Source organism: Microbacterium enclense (assembly GCF_004022425.1).
In the GTDB taxonomy this organism is placed as follows: Bacteria; Actinomycetota; Actinomycetes; order Actinomycetales; family Microbacteriaceae; genus Microbacterium; species Microbacterium enclense_A.
The window spans coordinates 43,431-60,629 of the sequence record NZ_RBZY01000016.1 but is presented as its reverse complement, the minus strand read 5'-3'; the positions used below and the strand labels follow the sequence as shown (position 1 = coordinate 60,629).

Here is a 17,199-nt window from a genome sequence, read left to right as displayed (position 1 = left end):
CCCGCCGCACCGCGGTCAGCGCGGCGGTCGCCGACGTCAGCGCGGCACGCAAGGACGCCCCCGCCGATCCGGATGCCGATCTGGAACTGCTCCTCGCGGAACGGGCCGACCGGCTCCGCCCGGCACACGCTCCCGCCCCGACCCGCATTCCCGCGTCGAGGTTCAAGGACTTCGTCGCGGACTACGCCGGTGCGGTGGAAGAGCTCCGGCGCCCCCTCCCGGAACGGCCGTACCGGCAGACCCGGCTCGGCACGCTCTTCCACGCGTGGGTCGAGAAACGGTCCGGCATCGTCGGTGCCGGAACGGGGCTCGACGACGACGGACTGTGGGACGACGAGGACGACGCCGGCGCGTCAGCGGCGGACGCCGCAGAACTCCAGCGACTGCGGGAGATCTTCGAGAGGTCGGAGTGGGCGCCGTTGCAGCCCCTCGAGGTCGAGACGGAGATCGACTTCGTGAGCACCCGTCTCGACGGACGTCCACACGTCGTCATCTGCAAGCTGGATGCCGTGTACCGTCGCGGCGACCGGTACGAGATCGTCGACTGGAAGACGGGGCGTCCCCCCACGACCGACGCCGAGCGACGTTCGCGCATGGTGCAGCTCGAGCTGTACCGGGAGGCGTATCACGCGAAGCACGGCATTCCCTTCGACCTCATCGACGTGACGCTGTTCTACGTCGGCGACGAACTGGTGCTGCGGGGCTGAAGCGGCGGGCGCCCGATTCCGCGGTTCGGCCACACGGAGCGAGGGTTCGGCGCGGCTCAGGAACCGTCGCGACCGGCGCCCCACCGGCGGAGAGCGGCGCGGCTCGCCCGGGCGGCATCCTCTTCGTCGTCGATGGCTTCGTGCAGGGTGGCGGCGTCGATGACCTCGCCGGTGGTCGACGGTGGCGCCGTGTGCTGATCGTCGGCGCGCGAGGCCGAGTCGCTGCCGGTCGATGCGGCGGCCGGGGCCCACCCCTGCAGGTCGATCGGCGCGGTCGCGCCGGGCTCGTTCTCGTCGAGGTCGGCGACGCCGAACTCGGTGACCGTGCCTCGCCGATCATCGCCGCTCGCGTTCGCGAGCGCGGCGGCCGCGGCGTCGTGGTCGTGTTCGGCGGCCATGTACAGCGCCAGCGCCTCGGGGTCGTACGCGTCGGTCTGCATCGACGTGTCGATGGCGGACGCCGCGGTCGGGGGGACGCGCTCGACGAGGGCGAGCGCATCGTCGATGTCCGATCGTGTCGACGGGACGATCTGATCGCCGCGCACGCCGTCGGCGAGAGCGTCCAGCAACGCCACCGCGTCCGCCACGACCTCCGGTTCGCCGGCGTCGTGGCCGTGCACGAGCCACTTCGCGAACTCGAGCTCTGCGTACAGCCGGGCTCGCTCGCGCAGAAGCGGATCGGGGGAGCGCTCCCCGGCGGCGGCGTATCCGTCGTAGACGTCGTCGGTGGCGGTGGGTGCCGACGCCAACCACTTCAGGTCCGTGGCCGGGTCGCCGACGCTGAGCCCGGACCAGTCCAGGATGCCGCTGACTCGCGGGACGCCTTCGGCATCGTCGACGAGCAGGATCGACGAGCTGCTCGCACCGCCCAACACGACGGCGGATTCGAAGCGCCAGAGGTCGGTCTCGTGCAGGGCGCGACGCCACCGCATCATCAGCCCGTCGGGGACCTTCCCGGTGGCGTCGGCGCGATCCAGGAGGCGGGCGACGTCGTCGCGGACCTGCTCGGGTGCGCGGACCGGCAGACCGTCGGTGCGCACGATCGACACCGGAAGCGCATGGACGGCCGCGAGGGCGCCACCGATCGCGGGGGCGTACCCGGGGCCCTTCGGGAGCTCGGTGGGGTCGATGCGATACCCGTCGACGACATCGACGACGAGCACGCGGTTCGCCCCGGACCCGCTCTCGCCGATGACCTCGGGCGCGGCGAACGGCAGCAGCGCGCGCACACCGGACGTCAGCGCGTTCAGGGCGCGGGACTCCGCGGCGAGGTCCGCCGCGGTGTCTTCGCTCGCCGGCATCCGCACGACGACGGTGCGACCGTCCTCGAGCGAGATGAGCGCGGAATCGAAGCGCGCACCCGCGTTCTCGGTGAGGGCGGCGGCGCTCGTCACGCCGATCCCGGGCAGGGCCGCCGTCGCGGACGCGGCTAGAGTGAGGGGCGAGCGTGCCATGCCCCCAGGGTAGGTCGGTCGCTCGCCCGATCCCCCCGCGCCACGCCCTTGAAAGAGGTGTTCGATGCCGCCGTCCGTTCCCGCGGTCCCCGGTCCTTGGCCCGGAGGAGCTCTCGACCGTGCCGGCAGCGAACGCGACGACGACGGACTGCTCGACGGGCTGCGTGCGGCGCCCGACACGCGGGTTCTGGTCATCCATGGCGACGCCGCCCCCGTGTCCGATCGCGGTCTCGTCCTCGTCCCGGTGTCGGACGTCGCGGCGTCGCGAGAGTGGGCGTTCCTGGGTCGCGCGGCGGACGGCGCCGGTCTGCTGCTGGCCGTGGTCGACGAGGAACGGAATGCCGCGGTCCCTGCGGAGGCGCAGTGGGCACCCCTGCGCGCGATCGGGGGCGACCTCTCCGCGGACGAAGCGGAGATCCTGGGTACGGCGGTCGCCCTCGCGGGCTGGCTGCGGGACGCCGCCTTCTGTCCGGCGTGCGGCACGCGAACGCTGCTGCGCCAGGCCGGATGGTCGCGCCACTGCCCTCGGTGCGGCCGCGAGCACTTTCCGCGGACCGACCCGGCCGTCATCGTCCTGGTGTCGTCGGCCGACGACCCCGATCGTGTGCTCCTCGGCGCGAATGCCGCGTGGGGCGGGAGCCGGTACTCGTGCTTCGCGGGGTTCGCCGAGGCGGGGGAGTCGCTGGAGGACACCGTCGTGCGCGAGGTCGGTGAGGAGGCGGGGGTGCACCTTGACGCGATCGAGTACCGCGGGTCGCAGGTGTGGCCGTACCCGCGCTCGCTCATGCTCGGTTTCCGCGCGCAGGCGATCCGCGATGACGACGCCCGAGCCGACGGCGAAGAGATCGTCGAGGTCCGCTGGTTCGATCGGGCCGAGATCGGTGCCGCCCTGCGGGGCGAGACCGCGCTGAAGTTGCCGGGGGCGGCATCCATCGCCCACCGGCTGATCGACGACTGGTACCGGGAGCGGGTGTGAACGTCGACCCGCTGAGCGGGCTGGACGAGCATCAGCTCGAAGCCGCACGCGCCCTGCGCGGGCCCGTCTGCGTGCTCGCCGGCGCCGGAACGGGGAAGACGCGCGTGATCACGCGTCGCATCGCTCACGGCGTCGACACCGGCGCGTACTCGCCTCAGCGGGTCATGGCCGTCACGTTCACCGCCAAGGCCGCGGGCGAGATGCGCGGTCGCCTTCGGGCGCTCGGGGTGACGGGCGTGTCTGCTCGAACGTTCCACGCCGCGGCGCTGGCGCAGGTCAACTTCTTCTGGCCCACCCTCGCGGGCGATCAGGCCCCGACCATCATCGACAACAAGGTGCGGATGCTCGCGCACGCCGCCGACGGCGTCGGGCTCGCTCCGGACACCGCGACGCTGCGTGACGTGGCGGGCGAGATCGAATGGCGCAAGGTGACGATGCGCTCCATCGAGCAGTACGCCGTCGACCGCCCCGGGGGCATCGGGCGTCTCGGCGTGGACCAGGTGGTCGCCCTGCAGCGCGCGTACGAGAAGCTCAAGGACGAGCGGCGGCAGATGGACTTCGAGGACGTCCTGCTGACGTGCGCCGGCATGATCGAGGCGGAACCCCGGGTGGCCGCGGCCGTCCGCGAGCAGTACCGGCACTTCACCGTCGACGAGTACCAGGACGTCTCGCCGCTGCAGAACCGCTTGCTCGAGCTGTGGCTCGGTGATCGCCGCGACCTGTGCGTCGTCGGCGACGCCAGCCAGACGATCTACTCGTTCACCGGGGCGGATGCGCGGTACCTGCTGGAGTTCGATCGAACGCACGAGGATGCCCGTGTCGTACGCCTGGAACGGAACTATCGCTCTACGGCCGCCGTCCTCGCGGTCGCGAACGACCTCATGCGCGGCCGAGCGGGTGCGCTCGAGCTGATCGCCGCAACACCTCAGGAGGCGCCCGTACCGACCGTCCGGGCCTTCGACGACGACGAGGCCGAGGCGGAGGGCGTGGCCGCGGCCATCGCCGAGGCCGTCCGGGGCGGCACGGATCCGCGGGACATCGCCGTGCTCTACCGCTCGCACGCGCAATCGGCGGCGCTGCTGAGCGCGCTCGCCCGTCAGTCGATCGCCGCGACGGTGCTCGGCGGCAGGAAGTTCTTCGACCTTCCTGAGGTGCGCCAGGCACTCATGGCGCTGCGCGCCGCCTCGGTGGCTCCGCTCGAGACGGGGTTCCTCGCCACGGTCCGCGACGTGTTGCGCAGTGTCGGTCTCACCGACGACCCGCCCGCCGCCGGCGGCGCGCTGCGCGACGCGTGGGAGGCCCGCGCGGCCCTGCTGAGGGTGGCGGAGGAGGCGCCGGAGGGCACCGTCCTGCGGACGTTCACCGATGATCTGCAGGCGCGCGCCCGGGACCAGCACGAACCGGCGACGCGCACGGTGACGCTCGCCACGCTTCATGCGGCCAAGGGTCTGGAGTGGGATCACGTCCACCTCGTCGGGGTGAGCGAGGGGCTGCTGCCGATCTCGTACGCCCAGACGTTCGAGGCGGTGGACGAGGAGCGGCGCCTCGCGTACGTCGGTGTCACGCGGGCCGCGCGAACGCTGTCGGTGAGCTGGTCGCGGGGACGAGGTCGATCGGAGCGGATGCCGTCGCGCTTTCTGCGAGAGATCGGCAGCGGCAGTCTGCGCTCGGCCGATGCGTTCGCCAGGCCCGCTGGAGCGAGTCGACGCGCAGGTGCAGCGAACGCGTCACGGAGTCGATCGGACCGCTGAGCAGGTGCCGTGCGGCGCGCGCCGCTTCGGCCGCCAGCGCGACGTCGACGTCCGGTCGTGGACGCGCGAGCAGTTGCGCGGCGATGAGGGGCCACGCGGGGTCGTCACGTCGGCGACCGGCATCCAGGCAGCTCAAGCACGCCGTGATCCCGGGGGCGACGACGGGTCCGACGGTTGCCGTGGAGCCGTCGAGGACGAACGGGAGGTGCACGACGTCGTGGCGGACGAGGTCGACCGCGCGACGCGGATCGACCCGGCGAGCGGCGAGGAGCACGACGCGCGCGCCCGCGGGGGCGGGATGCGTCGCCGGGCCCGCCCAGTCCAGGCGGGGCGTCCGCGCAGGAAGAGCCGCAAGCACGGCGCGGACCACGGACGCGGGGAGGTCATCGGCCACTTGCAGCGCCAGCGGTGGGCTGCGCCGACGGCGGGCGAGCGCGGGCGCGAGCAGCGCGAGCAGGTCGTCGGCGTCGCGATCGCGTCCGCCGTGCACGCGGACCAGGGCGCGCAGGGCCGCCCGCGACGTTCCCGCTTCGAGGGACGACAGGGCCGGGTCGGTCCACGGATGGCGGTCGGCGAGATGAACGCGCGCCGGGGAACCGAACTGCACGGTCCCGTCGTGGCGCCACAGAGGGGGAGCGGAGGCATCGAGTCGCAGCATGACCCGATGATGGCGCGCTCTTCGCGCCGGCTCCCCGTTGTCCCCAGGGCTGGTCGCATCGAACGACCCTGGGGAGGAGGGATCAGACCGGGCGCTGGTCGTCGGGGGTCGGGTCGTCGTCCCCGCGCTCCGCGGGGTCGCCGTCCGATGAACCCTCCCCGGTCTCTTCGGCGATGAGTTGCGCAAGAGCGTCGTCCATGGCATCCGCGGGGGCGGTCTCGCCGCGCGACTCGGCCGCCAGCCGGGCCACGAGGCCCGCGTGATCGTCGATGTCGTCCGCCGAGGGCATGAGGTCGGGGTAGTCCCACAGCGCATCGCGACCGGCGGCACCGACCGCGTCGGTGACGGCGCGCCACATCGCTGCCGCTTCGCGCATGCGCCGGGGACGCAGTTCCAGGCCCACGAGCGACCCGAGCGCCTGCTCGGCCGGTCCGCCGACCGCGCGGCGGCGGCGAACCGCCTCTGCGATACGGGCGGCGGAAGGAAGGCGCGAGGTGGCGTCCTCGGTGACGACGTCGACCCAGCCCTCGATGGTGGCGAGGAGGTTCTCGAGGCGGGTGAGGGCCGCGGTCTGCTCCTCCGATCGCTGGGGGAGCAGCGCGCCGCTCTCGAGTGCACTGCGCAGCTCGTCGGGCTGCGACGGGTCGAAGCGCGAGGCGAGTTCTTCGAGGGCATCGGTGTCCACGCGGATGCCGTGGGCGAACTCGCGCACCTGCGAGATGACGTGCAGGCGCAGCCACCGCGCGTGCCGGAACAGGCGCGCGTGCGCCAGCTCGCGCGTGGCGAGATACAGCGCGAGCTGGTCGTCGGGGATCTCGAGGTCGCGACCGAAGTCGGCGAAGTTCTGGGGCAGGATCGCGGCGTCGCCGTCGGGCATGACGGGAATGCCCACGTCCCCGCCGCCCACGACCTCGGTCGACAGACGTCCGACGACCTGGCCGAGCTGCGTGGCGAAGAGCGAACCGCCGACCGTGCGCATCAGTCGGCCCGCCCCGGCGATGAGGTCCTGCATGTCGTCCGGTGCCTGCTGGCCGAGCGCCTCTGTGAGGGCGTCGGCGATGCTCGTCGCGACGGGCTCGGCCAATTCCTGCCACACGGGCAGGGTCGCGCTCACCCACGCCCCCCGGGTGACGGCTTTCGGCGGACGCGGGAGGTCGCTGATCGTGGTCGCCTCGCCGAGCCACAGCGCCGCGAGCGAGAAAGCCTGGTCGAGGTCGGTGCGCTGCCCGGTGGACACGCCGAGACCGTCCTGATTGGCGATGTGCAGGGCCTGGCGCTCGGCCAGCCCCCAGTCGATGCCGTCCTGCGCGCCCGACATCGCCCCCTGCAGCTGGTTCATGACCGCCTGCATCATGGCCGGGTCGATCTGCATCCCCGACAGGCGCGAGAGCTGCTCGGGGTCGAGGCCAGAGGTGTCGCCGGACATCAGGCGCCGCAGGAGCTCCTGGAACTCCTCCTCGGGGTTCCGGTCGTCGTCTGCCACTTCAGTCGCCTTTCAGCCGGGTCAAGGGGAACGCGATCTACGCTAGTCGCACGATTCCTCGCTCCCCTCGGCTCGGCCCCTCGCCGCTTACGCCGCGCGCGAACGACCCGGCAAAGGTAGGACCCGTGACCCTGTTCGACGAGAACGTCTCCGTCGCGCCCGCTCGATCGGCGCATCGACGGCGGTGGGGCCGATCCACCGTGTTCGGCGTGTGGTCGCTCGTCGTGGCGATGCTGGTGCTCTTCGTCCTCACCTTCCTGCCCTCGCCGTACGTCATCCAGCAGCCCGGACCCGTCCTCGACACCCTCGGGACCTCGCGCGATGCCGATGGCGATGAGGTGCCCCTCATCACGGTGCCCGACGAGCAGGACACGCCCTCGGAGGGCCGGCTCGACCTGCTCACCGTCCAGATCAACGGCAACCGGGAGCGAACGCCCAGTTGGATCGAGCTGGCGCAGGCGTGGTTCGACCCCTCCCGGGCCGTGGTGCCGCTGGACCGCATCTTCCCGTCGGGGCAGTCCACCGAGCAGCGCAACACCGAGAACGCCGCGTTGATGAGCGATTCGCAGCTCGAGGCCTCCGCCGCGGCCCTGCGCGAGCTCGGGTACACCGTCCCCCAGGACGTCGTCGTCGGCACCATCGACGACGACGGCGCATCGGCGGGCGTGCTGGATCTCGGCGACGTCATCACCTCGCTCGACGGTGCTCCCGTGGCCAGCGTGAACGACATCCGCTCGGCCGTCCAAGCCGGAGACGGAGCGCCCGTCGCCCTCGGCATCGATCGCAACGGCACCGAGAGCTCGGTCTCCGTCACGCCGCGCCTCACCGACGTGAATGGACAGCAGCAGTGGCTGCTGGGCGTCGGTCTGACGCTGACTTTCGACCTCCCGGTCGACGTGAAGATCCAGATCAACAACGTCGGCGGGCCGAGCGCCGGCATGATGTTCGCGCTCGGCATCATCGACAAGATGTCGGCGGGCGATCTCACCGGCGGCCAGCACATCGCCGGCACGGGGACGATCGACGCCGACGGCAATGTGGGCGGCATCGGTGGCATCCGTCAGAAGCTCTATGGGGCCCGGGATGCCGGTGCCGCCTGGTTCCTCGCCCCTCGGTCCAACTGCAACGAGGTCGTGGGCCACGTGCCCGATGGCATCCGCGTCCTCTCCGTCGCTACCCTCGAGGACTCGCTGACGGCGCTCGAGACGATCCGTGACGGCGGCGACCTCGACGCCCTGCCGACCTGCGACAGTGCGGCCGCCTCGGGATCGTAGTATCCACGGCGTACCCCCAGAAGGCGACGCCTAGGATGGACGGGTGACCACGACCTCAGCGCCGAACCAGGCCACGCCCCCGAACCGTTCACGACGGATCATCTCGATCTCGCTGGCGGTCATCGCCGCCCTGGTCGTGGCGTTCTTCGTCTTCGCGAATCTGTACTCCGATTGGATGTGGTTCTCGCAGCTCGGTTTCACCGAGGTGTTGACCACCCAGTGGATCGCCCGGACGGTGATGTTCGTCGTGGGCTTCCTCGCGATGGCCGTGCCCGTGTGGGGCGTCATTCAGCTCGCGTATCGTTTGCGCCCCGTCTACGCCCGGTTGAGCTCGCAGCTCGATCGCTACCAGGAGGTTGTGGAGCCTCTGCGCCGCCTGGCGATGTGGGGCATCCCGATCTTCTTCGGCTTCTTCGCCGGCTTCGCCGCCTCGGCGCAGTGGGAGACGACCTGGCTGTGGTTCAACGGCGTCGCCACTTCGACCACCGACCCGCAGTTCGGCCTCGACACCGGGTTCTACCTGTTCGGTCTGCCGTTCTACACGACCGTGGTCGGTTTCGCCTCGGGCGTCGTGCTCGTCTGCCTCCTGCTCACGGCGGTCGTGTCCTACCTGTACGGCTCGGTCCGTGTCGGTCAGCGGGAACTGCGGATCTCGAAGGCGGCCCGCATCCAGCTCGCCGTCCTCGCCGGCATCTACCTGCTGCTCCAGGGCGCCAGCCTGTGGCTCGACCGTTACTCCACCCTCATCACGCAGGAGGACCGGATCACGGGCCCCGCCTACGTGGGCGTCAACGCGGTCATCCCCGGACAGACCATCCTCGCCATCGCGGCCGTCATCGTGGCGCTCGCCTTCTTCATCACCGCCGTCATCGGGCGCTGGCGCTACCCCCTCATCGCGACGGCGCTTCTCGTCGTGTCGGCCATCGTCGTGGGCGCGGCCATCCCGTGGGCGGTCACGACCTTTCAGGTGCGCCCCAACCAGCTCTCGCTCGAGAGCCAGTACTATCAGCGCAACCTCGACAGCACGAAGGCCGCGTACGGCATCGACGGCGTCGAGAAGGAGAACTTCGAGGCCGCGACGACCGCCGAGGCCGGGCAGCTCCGCAACGACGCCGCCTCGACGGCTCAGCTGCGCATCATGGACCCGGCGATCATCAGCCCCACGGTCCGCCAGCTCGAGCAGTACCGCGCGTACTACCAGTTCGGTAACCCGCTGGACGTCGACCGGTATCAGATCAACGGACAGAGCCAGGATGCCGTCGTCGCCCTGCGCGAGCTGAACATCCAGCAGCTCGGCGATGCCGCCACGTGGCAGAACACGACCCTCGTGTACACGCACGGGTACGGCATGGTGGCCGCGGCGGGCAACGAGCGCACCGACGACGGCGATCCCGTGTTCCTCGAGCAGGCGATCCCCGGAACGGGCTTCCTGACCGACCTGAACTACGAGCCGCGCGTGTACTTCGGCGAGCAGTCTCCGCCGTACTCGATCGTGGGCGGCCCCGAGGGCGGCGAGGACATCGAGCTCGACTACCCGCTCGGCGCCGACGGCGGTACGGAGACCCGCACCACGTTCCGTGGCGACGGCGGCCCGAGCGTCGGGAACGTGTTCAACCGACTGATCTACGCACTGAAGTTCCAGTCGGAGCAGATCCTGTTCTCGGACTACGTCAACGAGGACTCCCAGATCCTCTATGACCGCAACCCGAAGGATCGCGTGCAGAAGGTCGCGCCCTACCTGACGCTCGACAGCGATCCGTACCCCACCGTGGTGGACGGTCGAATCCAGTGGGTCATCGACGGCTACACCACGAGCGCGAACTACCCCTACTCGACGGGTGTCTCGCTGTCGCGGGCCATTGCGGACTCGAACACCCCGTCGCCGACGTACTCGCTCGACAACATCAACTACATCCGCAACTCGGTCAAGGCGACGGTCGACGCCTACGACGGCAAGGTCACGCTGTACGCGTGGGACGACGAGGACCCGATCCTGCAGGCATGGCAGAAGGTCTACCCGTCCAGCCTGGAGCCCTGGAGCGAGATGTCGGCCGACCTCATGAGCCACGTCCGGTACCCGACCGACCTCATGAAGGTGCAGCGTTCGATGCTGGGCGTCTACCACGTCGACGACGCGCGGTCGTTCTTCCAGCAGGACAACCGCTGGGCCACTCCGAACGACCCGCAGGACCCGAACAGCCTGCAGCCGCCGTACTACCTGACGATGAAGATGCCGAGCCAGGACGAGCCGACCTACTCGATGTTCACCAGCTTCATCCCGGCATCCCAGGGTCAGGCGCGCAACGTCCTCACCGGCTATCTCGCGGTGGACTCCAACGCGGGTGACGAGAAGGGCACGAAACGCGAGGACTACGGACGATTGCGGATGCTCGTGATCGACGCGGCCACGACCGTTCCCGGACCCGGTCAGGTGCAGAACACGTTCGACTCCGACACGGCGGTGTCGTCGCAGATCAACATCCTTCAGCAGGGCCAGTCGCAGGTGCTCAACGGCAACCTGCTGACGCTCCCGGTCGGTGGCGGTCTGCTCTACGTGCAGCCGGTCTTCGTGCAGTCCTCCGGCGGTACGCAGCTCCCGCAGCTTCGGCGCGTGCTCGTCGCCTTCGGTAACAGGATCGCGTTCGAGAACACGTTGAGCGAAGCGCTCGATACGCTCTTCGGCGGAGATTCGGGTGCCGAGACCGGTGACGAGTCGGTGGCGCCGACCGACCCGACCGATCAGCCCGATCAGGGCGGCGATACCCCGGCAACCCCGAACGCGCCGGCCGGCGACTACGCGGCGGCGCTGGTCGAGGCGCAGGAGGCTCTGGCCGCCAAGCAGGCGGCGCTGACAGCGGGTAACCTCGCCGAGTTCGCGACGCAGGACGCGCGCCTCAACGCGGCAGTCCAGCGCCTCATCGAGCTCGAGGGCCAGGCGCAGGACTCCGCGGAGTCGACGCCCACGCCCGCTCCCACACCCGCCGGCTGACCTGCGCACGAGAGACGCCGACGCCCTTCGGGGTGTCGGCGTCTTTCGTTTCCGCTGTTACGGGCGTTTCCGCCGTGGTGGGGGTGTCCGCCATGCAGGCCGTGGCCGGCCCGGAGCCCCGCGGGCCCGGCATCCCACCCGCCCCCCGTGGGGTGTCCAGGACACGCGGACGGCGCGGGCCGACATCCGCGTGTCCTGGACAGTGAGCATGCCCCGTGCGGGTCAGGAGCGACACCGTGCCCCCGCGTCATCCGGGGAGCGTCACGCGCTGAGGAACCACCACCAGATCAGCAGCATCGTCGTGCCGAAGCCCGCGATCTGGTTGAGCCACAGGAAACGGTTCCATCCGGCGGTGGCGCTGTCGGAGGTGGCATCCGTGACGTTGCGGTACGGCCAGCACACGACGAGGTACGGGATCACGAGGAGCGCCGCGAGCGGTCCCGGCCACGCGGTGACCAGCATGACTACGCCGGCGAGGGCGTACGCGGCCAGTGCGAAGCGTACGGTCCACCGCGCGCCGCGTGCCGTGGCGATCGAGGAGATGTCGGCGGCGCGATCCGCCTCGACGTCCTGGACGGCGCCGAAGGCGTGCGAGGCGATGCCCCACAGGGCGAAGGCGACGAGCACCGCGACCAGCTGCCAGGTCCACGTCGCCCCGGCGATCACGAGCCCGTACACGGCGGGCGAGAAGAAGTGGATGCTGCTCGTCATCGAGTCCGCGAAGGGGCGCTCCTTGAGCCGGAGCGGGGGAGCGGAGTAGAACACGACGAAGAACAGGCTGAGCGCGAGCACGAGCCACGACAGGGGCGATCCGACGATCACGAGGAACACCACGAACGGCAGGCACGACAGGGCGGAGGCCCAGAGCGTGATCGGGTGCATGCGCTTGGCGAGGACCGCGCCGTGCGTGCCGCCCTTGCGGGGGTTACGCAGATCCGACTCGTAGTCGAAGACGTCGTTCACCCCGTACATCGCGAGGTTGTAGGGGATGAGGAAGAACAGGATGCCGACGACGAGCACGACATCGACCTGTCGCGTGGTCAGCAGGTACGCGGCCGCGAAGGGGAACGCGGTGTTGATCCAGCTCACGGGTCGCGACGAGACGAACAGCTCGCGCAGGACGCGTCCCGGGGTGAGAGCGGGGGTGGTCATGCGGTGTGCCTCCGGGCGGGGACGAGCGAGAACAGCGCGGGCACGAGGAAGGCCGCGCAGATCGGATAGGCGAAGTCCTCGAGGGGAGCCAGGCCGATCCGCAGACCGCTGAGGTGCTCTTCGGGGTACGAGAACAGTCCCACCGCGATCATGACGTTGTCGAACACGGCGGTCAGCGCGACCAGCACGAGTGCCGTCCAGGCCGAGGCCCGCATCCGCCGCGCGAAGCCGGGTCGCCGCGCACTGGCGAGCGTGACGGCGAGGGTGAGCGCGACGAACGGTACGAGGATGAGGGGGTACGTCACGAGGGTGACTCCTCGGCATCGACGTGGGCTCGGGTTCCGGCATCCCGCTTCTCCTGCACACGGTCGAAGACCGTCCACAGGACGACCGCGAGGTAGCTGAGGAAGATGAGGAAGAAGACCTCTTCGACCGGCAGGTGCGGCGCGAGGTCGAGACCGACGAATAGCGGACTGTCGCCCTTCACGAAGACCCCGGTGAGGATGCCGACGGCATCCCACGCGAGGAAGAACACGGTGCCGAGACCCACCGCGAGCACCGTGCGCCGCGGAGCGGTGCGCAGGGCGAGACCGAACTTCCAATCGATCGCGATCATGCCCGCCAACGAGAACAGGATCGCGCCCAGGTAGATCCCGGGCACCTCAGACCGCCGCGTGAGCCGGCTCGTTCAGGGGCCCGGCGGTCTTGTCGCCGGTCATGCGCTTCACGACGAGTTCGGCCGAGATGAGACACATCGGCAGCCCGATGCCGGGGAGAACCGAGGTGCCGGCGTAGTACAGGTTCGACACCTTCCGTGACCGGTTCTTCGGCCGGAAGATGGCGCTCTGGCCCAGCGTGTGCGCGAGTCCCAGCGAGTTGCCGTGCCACGCGTGCAGGTCGGTGGCGAAGTCTTCCGGTGCGATCGTCTTTCGAACGACGATGCGGTCGGCGAAGTCCGGGATGCCGGCCCACTCACCGATCTGCGCGATCACGCGGTCGGCCGCGCGCTCGATGCGGGGGTCGCCCGCGCCGTCGACGCCGCCCCGGCCGCTGACCGGGTCGGCCGGCACGGGGACGAGGACGAACAGGTTCTCGTGCCCCTCGGGGGCGACGGAGTCGTCGGAGGCGCTCGGGCGGCAGACGTAGATCGACGCGGGGTCGGGGATGCGCTTGTTCTCTCCGAAGATGGCGTCGAAGTTCGTGTGCCAGTCGTCGGTGAACAGCAGTGTGTGGTGGGTGAGCTGGGGGAGTTCGCCCTTCACCCCCAACAGCAGCAGCAGCGCGCCCGGGCTGGGTACGCGATCCTTCCACCACTTCTCCGGATACTGCCGGTCGCCCTCTTCCAGAAGCTCTGTCTCGGTGTGATGGAGGTCGGCGCCCGACACCACGGCATCCGCCGAGACCACCCGCCCGTCGGCGAGGCGCACACCGCGGGCGATCCCGCCGTCGGTGATGATCGCCTCGACGGGCACGCCCGTCTCGATCTGCACCCCGCGCTCGCGCGCGAGACGTTCGATCGCGGCGATGATCTCGGTGAAGCCGCCCTTCGGGTACAGCACGCCGTCGCCCAGGTCGAGGTGGCTCATGAGGTGGTACAGGCTCGGAACCTCGAAGGGCGAACCACCGAGGAAGACGGAGGGGTAGGCCAGGATCTGCTGCAGCCGCGGGTTGGAGAAGTCGCGCGTGACGCGCTTCCACAGTGTCTGCGTCAGCAGTGGAATGAGCGTCGGGAGACGCTTCACCAGCGCGGGGTCGCCGAGACCGTGGGTGGAGGAGTACGTGTCGTACAGGAATTTCGATGTCGACAGCTCGTAGGCGTCCTTCGCGGAGTCGAGGTAGGCCTCCACCTTGTCGCCCGAGCCGGGCTCGTGCTGCTCGAACAGCGCCCGCACGGCCTCGCGGCCCGAGACGACGTCGATCGGCTCACCCTTCCCGGGAGGGCCGTAGACGCGGTATGCGGGATCCAGGCGCACGAGGTCGAGCTGCTCGGCGGCGCTGGTGCCCAGCAGACGGAAGAAGTGGTCGAAGACCTCCGGCATGAGGTACCAGCTCGGGCCGGTGTCGAACCGGAACCCGTCGCTCTCCCACGACCCGGCGCGACCGCCGAGCTGGTCACGGCCCTCGAACAGGTGCACCTCGTGACCCTGATCGGCCAGGAGAGCGGCCGTGCCGAGCCCGGCGATTCCTCCTCCGACGACGACGATGCGCTGCGAGGTCATGCGTGGGCCCCTTTCGGTGGGCGTCCGAGGAAGGCACGGGCGGCGAGAGTCGCCTTCACGGTGTCGGGGACGCGGACGCGTGGCGCGCCCGCGGGGGTGCGGCGCAGACGCCGCGAGAGTTCCGCGAACAGGTCGTGCGCGGCGGTGACCGCGCGCCGGCAGTCCGGCGGGAGGAAGGGTACGGTGGCAGCGGCGGCGGCGAGGTCCGCGTCGATGCGGTCGAGGACCGCGGTCCGACGCGCGTCCCCGGCGGCGCCGTCGAGGTAGTCGCGTCCGAGGCGCGCCGCGTCGTCGTCCAGGTCGCGCAGGAAGTTCACGTCCTGGAACGCCGCCCCGAGGCGGCGGGCGCCGTCCACGAGGTCGGGGGCGGGCCGCGCGGGGGCGGACATGCCGGCGTTCAGGAACACCTGGAGGCACATGAGTCCCACGACCTCGGCCGACCCGTAGACGTACGCGTCGTGCGAGGCGTCGTCGTGCGCGGCGGTGTCGAGGTCGGTGCGCATCGAGGCGAAGAACGGGGCGATGAGATCTTCGCCGATGCCGCACTCGCGGGCGGTGCGGGCGAAGGCGTGCACGACGAGGTTCGCGCTGAACCCCGTGGCGATGGCATCCCGTACCTCGTTCTCGAGCGCGTCGAGCGCCGCGCGTTCCTGGGCGGGGGAGAGCCCGGCGTCGTGGGCGGGACCGTCGACGATCTCGTCGGCCACGCGGACGAGGGCGTAGATGTTGCGCACGTGGGGCCGGGGCCGGGGGCCGAGCAGGCGCGCCGCGAGTCCGAACGAGGTCGAGTAGCGATGGATGACCGCCGCGGCGGCGTCGTCGGCGGTGCGCGAGTAGAGCTCCAGACCGGTCACGGAACGCGTCCCTGGACCGCGTCGACGAGGTCGTGGAGCATGGTGCGGCACTCCTCGGGAAGGGTGGATGCCGTGACGATCGCGCGCGCCTCGTCGAGGGTCTCGCGGACGAGGGCTTCCAGCCGCGCGCGGGCTCCCGAGTCGCTCAGCGCGCGTTGGGCCGCGCGGATCGCGACCGGACCGGTGTGGGCCTGCGCGAGCGCTTCGCTCACCTCGGGCCACGACTCGGTCTCGCGGGCGAGAACGATGAGGTGGGTCTTCTTGGCCTCGCGGAGATCGCAGCCCTCGTCCTTGCCGGACACGTCCGACGACCCGAATGCGCCGATGAGATCGTCGACGAGTTGGTAGGCGAGTCCGAGTCGCTGTCCGAACCTCTCCAGCGCCGCTCGAACCGGGCCGTCGGCACCCGCGAGCACGGCGCCGGCCTCGAGCGGAGCCGAGAACGAATACACCGCTGTCTTGTCGTGGGTCGTGCGCAGGATCGTCTCGGCGTCGACCTCGGCCGCGGACACCGCGTTCTCGACGTCCGCGAGCTCACCGGCGGCCGAGATCAGGACCGCGTCCTCGACGAGGCGCAGGAGCTCTCCCCGCACGCTTGCGGGCAGGTCGGCCAGCGCGACCAGTCGTCCGGCTTCGTGGAGCAGCAGGTCGCCCGCGAGGATGCCGGCGGCATCACCGAGGAGCGCAGCCCCCGTGGCATCCGCTCCGCGCTCGCGCCCGCGCGCGCGGAACTCGCCCCCGACGTTGGCGACGCCGCGACGTTCGGTGTCGTGGTCGATGACGTCGTCGTGCACGACGAAGGCGGTGTGGAGGAGTTCGAAGGCCGCGGCGACCTGGTAGGCGGCGGCGCGGTCGGCCTCGTCGCCCCGCAGCGTGTCGAACGCCGCGACGACGAGAAGCGGACGGAACCGCTTGCCGCCCCGCGTGGAGCGGGCGATGGCGGATGCCAGGGCCTGGGCGCCGTCGCCGTGACCGCGCAGGCGTCGGGCCAGGCGGGTGACGACCGCGTCGATCGCGTCGTCGATCGCGGCGCGCGCCGTGGGTGTCGTCGACAGTGCGATCATGACGCCGCCCGGATGGCGGGGGGAGGGGAGAACAGGTGGAGCTGCTGCGCCTGCAGCACCAGCCACGGGCTGAACGCCCAGGGGGTGGCCTCGAGTGCGGCGGCGAGGTCGGCCGGGTCGACCCAGCGCGACTCGGCGACCTCGGCGGGGTTCAGGCGCGGCTCCTCATCGGTGCGCGCAACGTACACGGGGCAGATCTCGTGCTCGACGATGCCGCTGGCGTCGACGGCCCGGTAGCGGAACAGCGGGAGAGCGAGTTCGACGTCGCGGATCGTGAGTCCGACCTCGAACGCGGCGCGGCGATGGACGGCCTGCAGGACCGGCTCCGCGGGGGCCGGATGGCCGCAAAACGAATTCGTCCAGACCCCGGGCCATGTCTTCTTCTCGAGGGCTCGACGCGTCACCAGCACCTGGCCGTCGGAGTTGACGACGTGGCAGGAGAACGCCAGGTGCAGCGCCGTGTCGGTGCCGTGCACGCTCGCCTTGGGCGCGGTGCCGATCTCGTTGCCCCAGTCGTCCAGGAGGACGACATATTCGGTCTCGCTCATCGTGCCTCCTGTTTGCTAGTTTAGCTAGCGATGTCGTCCGACTATACCCAGAGCGCAACGGAGGTGTCCA

Annotated in this window: 14 protein-coding genes; 5 read left to right on the top strand and 9 right to left on the bottom strand. The window is 70.7% G+C overall.

Annotated elements, in window-relative coordinates; all coding sequences use genetic code 11:
* Positions 1-707, top strand: a 707-nt coding sequence (locus tag D8Y23_RS06095; RefSeq protein ID WP_164878151.1) for a PD-(D/E)XK nuclease family protein, incomplete at its 5' end; no start/stop codon positions are given.
* 56 nt (positions 708-763) lie between these two features.
* Here D8Y23_RS06095 and D8Y23_RS06090 read toward each other — a convergent pair.
* A complete protein-coding gene (locus D8Y23_RS06090) occupies positions 764-2,161 on the bottom strand; it encodes a phosphotransferase (RefSeq protein WP_128217271.1) in 1,398 nt (465 codons plus the stop codon).
* 64 nt (positions 2,162-2,225) lie between these two features.
* Here D8Y23_RS06090 and nudC point away from each other — a divergent pair, with 64 nt between their 5' ends.
* Positions 2,226-3,137, top strand: a complete 912-nt coding sequence (gene nudC, locus D8Y23_RS06085; RefSeq protein WP_128217270.1) for an NAD(+) diphosphatase — start codon at positions 2,226-2,228, stop codon at positions 3,135-3,137.
* Complete coding sequence (locus D8Y23_RS06080) at positions 3,134-4,888, top strand: ATP-dependent helicase (RefSeq protein WP_128217269.1); 1,755 nt, start codon at positions 3,134-3,136, stop codon at positions 4,886-4,888. The genes nudC and D8Y23_RS06080 overlap by 4 nt, the downstream gene beginning before the upstream one ends.
* A 740-nt stretch (positions 4,889-5,628) precedes the next feature.
* On the opposite strand, the gene D8Y23_RS06075 is transcribed toward D8Y23_RS06080, so the two are convergent.
* A complete protein-coding gene (locus D8Y23_RS06075) occupies positions 5,629-7,029 on the bottom strand; it encodes a zinc-dependent metalloprotease (protein ID WP_128217268.1) in 1,401 nt (466 codons plus the stop codon).
* Between the two features lie 125 nt (positions 7,030-7,154).
* On the opposite strand from D8Y23_RS06075, the gene D8Y23_RS06070 reads away from it, so the two are divergent.
* Together D8Y23_RS06070 and D8Y23_RS06065 are read left to right on the top strand one after the other, a co-directional pair.
* Positions 7,155-8,303 (top strand): YlbL family protein, encoded by a 1,149-nt coding sequence (locus tag D8Y23_RS06070; protein WP_128217267.1) that lies wholly within the window; start codon positions 7,155-7,157, stop codon positions 8,301-8,303.
* Positions 8,304-8,346: 43 nt separating this feature from the next.
* The gene (locus D8Y23_RS06065; protein WP_128217266.1) at positions 8,347-11,292 is read left to right on the top strand and encodes a UPF0182 family protein; all 2,946 of its coding nucleotides are present in this window, start codon (positions 8,347-8,349) and stop codon (positions 11,290-11,292) included.
* A gap of 261 nt (positions 11,293-11,553) precedes the next feature.
* On the opposite strand, the gene D8Y23_RS06060 is transcribed toward D8Y23_RS06065, so the two are convergent.
* The 7 genes from D8Y23_RS06060 to idi are packed head-to-tail and all read right to left on the bottom strand — an operon-like array spanning position 11,554 to position 17,129.
* Positions 11,554-12,444 (bottom strand): prenyltransferase, encoded by an 891-nt coding sequence (locus D8Y23_RS06060; protein WP_128217265.1) that lies wholly within the window; start codon positions 12,442-12,444, stop codon positions 11,554-11,556.
* Positions 12,441-12,749, bottom strand: a complete 309-nt coding sequence (locus D8Y23_RS06055) for a lycopene cyclase domain-containing protein (RefSeq protein WP_128217264.1) — start codon at positions 12,747-12,749, stop codon at positions 12,441-12,443. The genes D8Y23_RS06060 and D8Y23_RS06055 overlap by 4 nt, the downstream gene beginning before the upstream one ends.
* The gene (locus D8Y23_RS06050; protein WP_128217263.1) at positions 12,746-13,105 is read right to left on the bottom strand and encodes a lycopene cyclase domain-containing protein; all 360 of its coding nucleotides are present in this window, start codon (positions 13,103-13,105) and stop codon (positions 12,746-12,748) included. The genes D8Y23_RS06055 and D8Y23_RS06050 overlap by 4 nt, the downstream gene beginning before the upstream one ends.
* Before the next feature lies 1 nt (position 13,106).
* Positions 13,107-14,663, bottom strand: coding sequence for a phytoene desaturase family protein (crtI, locus tag D8Y23_RS06045; RefSeq protein WP_128217262.1), 1,557 nt, complete (start codon positions 14,661-14,663; stop codon positions 13,107-13,109).
* Positions 14,660-15,517 (bottom strand): phytoene/squalene synthase family protein, encoded by an 858-nt coding sequence (locus D8Y23_RS06040; RefSeq protein ID WP_128217261.1) that lies wholly within the window; start codon positions 15,515-15,517, stop codon positions 14,660-14,662. Before D8Y23_RS06040 ends, crtI begins: the two co-directional genes overlap by 4 nt.
* Positions 15,514-16,581 (bottom strand): polyprenyl synthetase family protein, encoded by a 1,068-nt coding sequence (locus D8Y23_RS06035; protein ID WP_128217260.1) that lies wholly within the window; start codon positions 16,579-16,581, stop codon positions 15,514-15,516. The genes D8Y23_RS06040 and D8Y23_RS06035 overlap by 4 nt, the downstream gene beginning before the upstream one ends.
* A complete protein-coding gene (gene idi / locus D8Y23_RS06030) occupies positions 16,578-17,129 on the bottom strand; it encodes an isopentenyl-diphosphate Delta-isomerase (RefSeq protein ID WP_128217259.1) in 552 nt (183 codons plus the stop codon). Before idi ends, D8Y23_RS06035 begins: the two co-directional genes overlap by 4 nt.
* Positions 17,130-17,199 lie beyond the last annotated feature (70 nt).